Source organism: Hymenobacter terricola (assembly GCF_017921975.2).
Classification (GTDB): domain Bacteria; phylum Bacteroidota; class Bacteroidia; order Cytophagales; family Hymenobacteraceae; genus Hymenobacter; species Hymenobacter terricola.
The window spans coordinates 1-2,718 of record NZ_JAGEMO020000113.1 but is presented as its reverse complement, the minus strand read 5'-3'; the positions used below and the strand labels follow the sequence as shown (position 1 = coordinate 2,718).

General features: G+C 63.9%; 1 protein-coding gene. It reads left to right on the top strand.

All coding sequences use genetic code 11. From position 1 onward, the window contains the following. Nucleotides 1–232: 232 nt before the first annotated feature. Nucleotides 233–2,718 (top strand): DUF4394 domain-containing protein (locus J4G38_RS25800; RefSeq protein WP_226163873.1); only part of this gene is annotated, 2,486 nt, incomplete at its 3' end.

The window sequence follows — 2,718 nt, the reverse complement described above, 5'->3', positions numbered from 1 at the left end:
CGGGCCATTTACTTTAGAGCTAATCAAACAGCAATAATTCAATTTAATAACGCAATTCCCATAACCTGGCCAATGCAAAAGGTGGAGTGGTGCCGGTTTACGCTCTGCGCAATTAATCTTTTATATTTTAGCACCGTACACGGACACGCGATGAATCAGTCCCTTTTTTCAACGTGGAAATAGTAGTTGGTCAGTCCTAAAACATGCTTTTAAATCTTCTTATAATTCTAATATGAAACATTCCCTACTCTCCTCACTAAAAGGCCGCATTCGCTGGGTTCGTTGCAGAACTTTGCTGGCTGGGCTGCTGGGCCTGATGGGATTAGCTCCATCGGTGCGGGCGCAAACGATTCTGGGACTCGGCACCATCACCGGGCCGAACTTTCGGGGTGAGCCGGTGGGCTCCCAAGGACTGGTGGTCATCGACCCTATCACCGGCGCGGCGTTGAACCTGGCTCCGGTGCGCATCACCGGGGTCACGGCGGGGCAAACGCTGGTTGGCATTGATTACCGGCCGGCCGACAACCTGCTCTATGCCCTCGGCTACAATTCCGCATTGGCCGCCCCCACCGCCAACACCCAGCTGTACCTGCTCAACCCCGGCACCAACGTGGTCACCGCCATTGGTAGCGCCATGCGGCTGGAACTGGGCGGGGCCACGGAGCGCATTGGCTTCGACTTCAACCCCAGTGTGGACCGCATCCGGGTGGTGAGCACCAACGACGCCAATTACCGCCTCAACCCCATCACCGGTGGCATCGCCGCCACCGATACCAACCTGGCCTACGCCAGCGGCACCCCGGCCAACCCCGGCGTGGGCGCCGTGGCCTACACCAACTCGGCGGTGGGAGTTACTGCGGCCAGCACCACGCTCTACGATTTCGACTACTTGAACAACGGCCTGCTGTCGATTCAGAACCCGCCCAACAACGGCACGCTGAATACGCAGAGCACCGTGTCGTTCGTCATCAAGGGCGGGGCATCGCCGGGCACTTATGGCGTGGGCAACCCCACGGATATCGGCCTCGACATCTACTACAATCCCGGCGCCGGCACCAATGTGGGCTACGTGGCCGAGGTGACCGAGCCCCGCACAAACGGCGCGCGGGCCAGCAATACCTACCGCCTCGACCTGGCCACCGGGGTGGCCACGCAGCTTGGCAATACCGTGCCGGCCAGCACCGTGCTCAACTTTGAAATCCGGGATTTGGCCGTGGCCCTGGCCCCGCCGCTCACCATCACCTGGAACGGCTCGGTGAGCACTGCCTGGACCACCGCCGCCAACTGGACGCCCGCCGTGGTGCCCACCGCCACCACCGACGTGGTGATTTCGGGCGGCACCCCCAATCAGCCCACCCTCAGCACCAACCAGCAAACCCACGCCATCACGCTCACCAGCGGGGCCGTGCTCACCGCCGCCGATGGCAGCAACCTGGTGGTGGGTGGCAATTTCACCAACAACGGCGGCACGCTGCTTGGGGCCGGCACCAGCACCGTGGTGCTCGACCTGAACACCTCGCAAACCATCGGCGGCACCTCGCCCACCATTTTCCAGAACCTGACCATCGGCCTGGGCACGGCCAGCCTGGCCTCGGCGGTATCGCTGGCGGCGCCGGCTTCGGTGCGGCGCCTGCTCACGCTTTATGGCGACCTGACGGTGAGTGGCCAGACGTTTACGCTGCTCTCCGATATCAACAACACGGCCCAGGTGGTGAATATCACTGGCAGCGTGGTGGGCGCCGCCACGGTGCAGCGCTACATCGACCCCAGCCGCAACGGCGGCCTGGGCTACCGCCACTACAGTCCGCCCGTGAGCGGCAGCACCGTGAACGACCTGACCACGGCCGGCTACACGCCGGTGGTGAACCCGGCCTATAACACGGTGGGCAATACCGTGACGCCCTTCCCCACGGTGTACAGCTACAACGAGCAGCGCGTGAACAGCAGCGGTGGCGGTGGCTCAATTGATTTCGACAAGGGCTACCTGTCGCCCGGCAGCCTGGGCGATGCGCTGAACCCCACGCAGGGCTACACCGTGAACATCAACGCCGCCGCCAATGTGGACTTTGTGGGCACGCTGAATAACGGCAGCCTGGCGGCCACCGGCCTCACCCGCGGTGGCCAGGCCGATGCCGGCTGGCACCTGCGCGGCAACCCCTACCCCGCCCCGCTCGACTGGAACCTGATGATTGCCGACGGCCGCCTGACCAACCTCGACAACGCGCTGTACGTGTTCAAGAGCAGCGGCCAGTACACGGGCTCCTACGCCAGCTACATCGGCGGTGTGGGCGTGAACGGCGGCACCAACGTGCTGCCCTCGTCGCAGGGCTTTTTCGTGCGAACCAGCGCCCCCGGCCAAACCGGCAGCGTCACGTTCACCAACACCGAACGCCTCACCACCTACAACAACACGGCCTTCGAGCGCACCACTGCCGACACCCGGCCGCAGCTCACGCTGGGCCTGCGCAATGCCGCCGCGGCTACCCAGCTGGCCATTTATTTCGACCAAAATGCCACTCCCGGCTTCGACCGGGCCTTCGACGCCTACAGCCTGCCCGCCCCCAATGGCCTCACGTTCGCTACCGAAGCCGGCACGGCCGAAGTCGCCATCAACGGCCAGCCCCTGCTGACCGGGGCCGACGTGCTGCTGCCCCTGCACCTGGGCGTGGCCACCGCCGGCACCTACACGCTGGCCGTCGATGAGCTGCTGAACCTGCC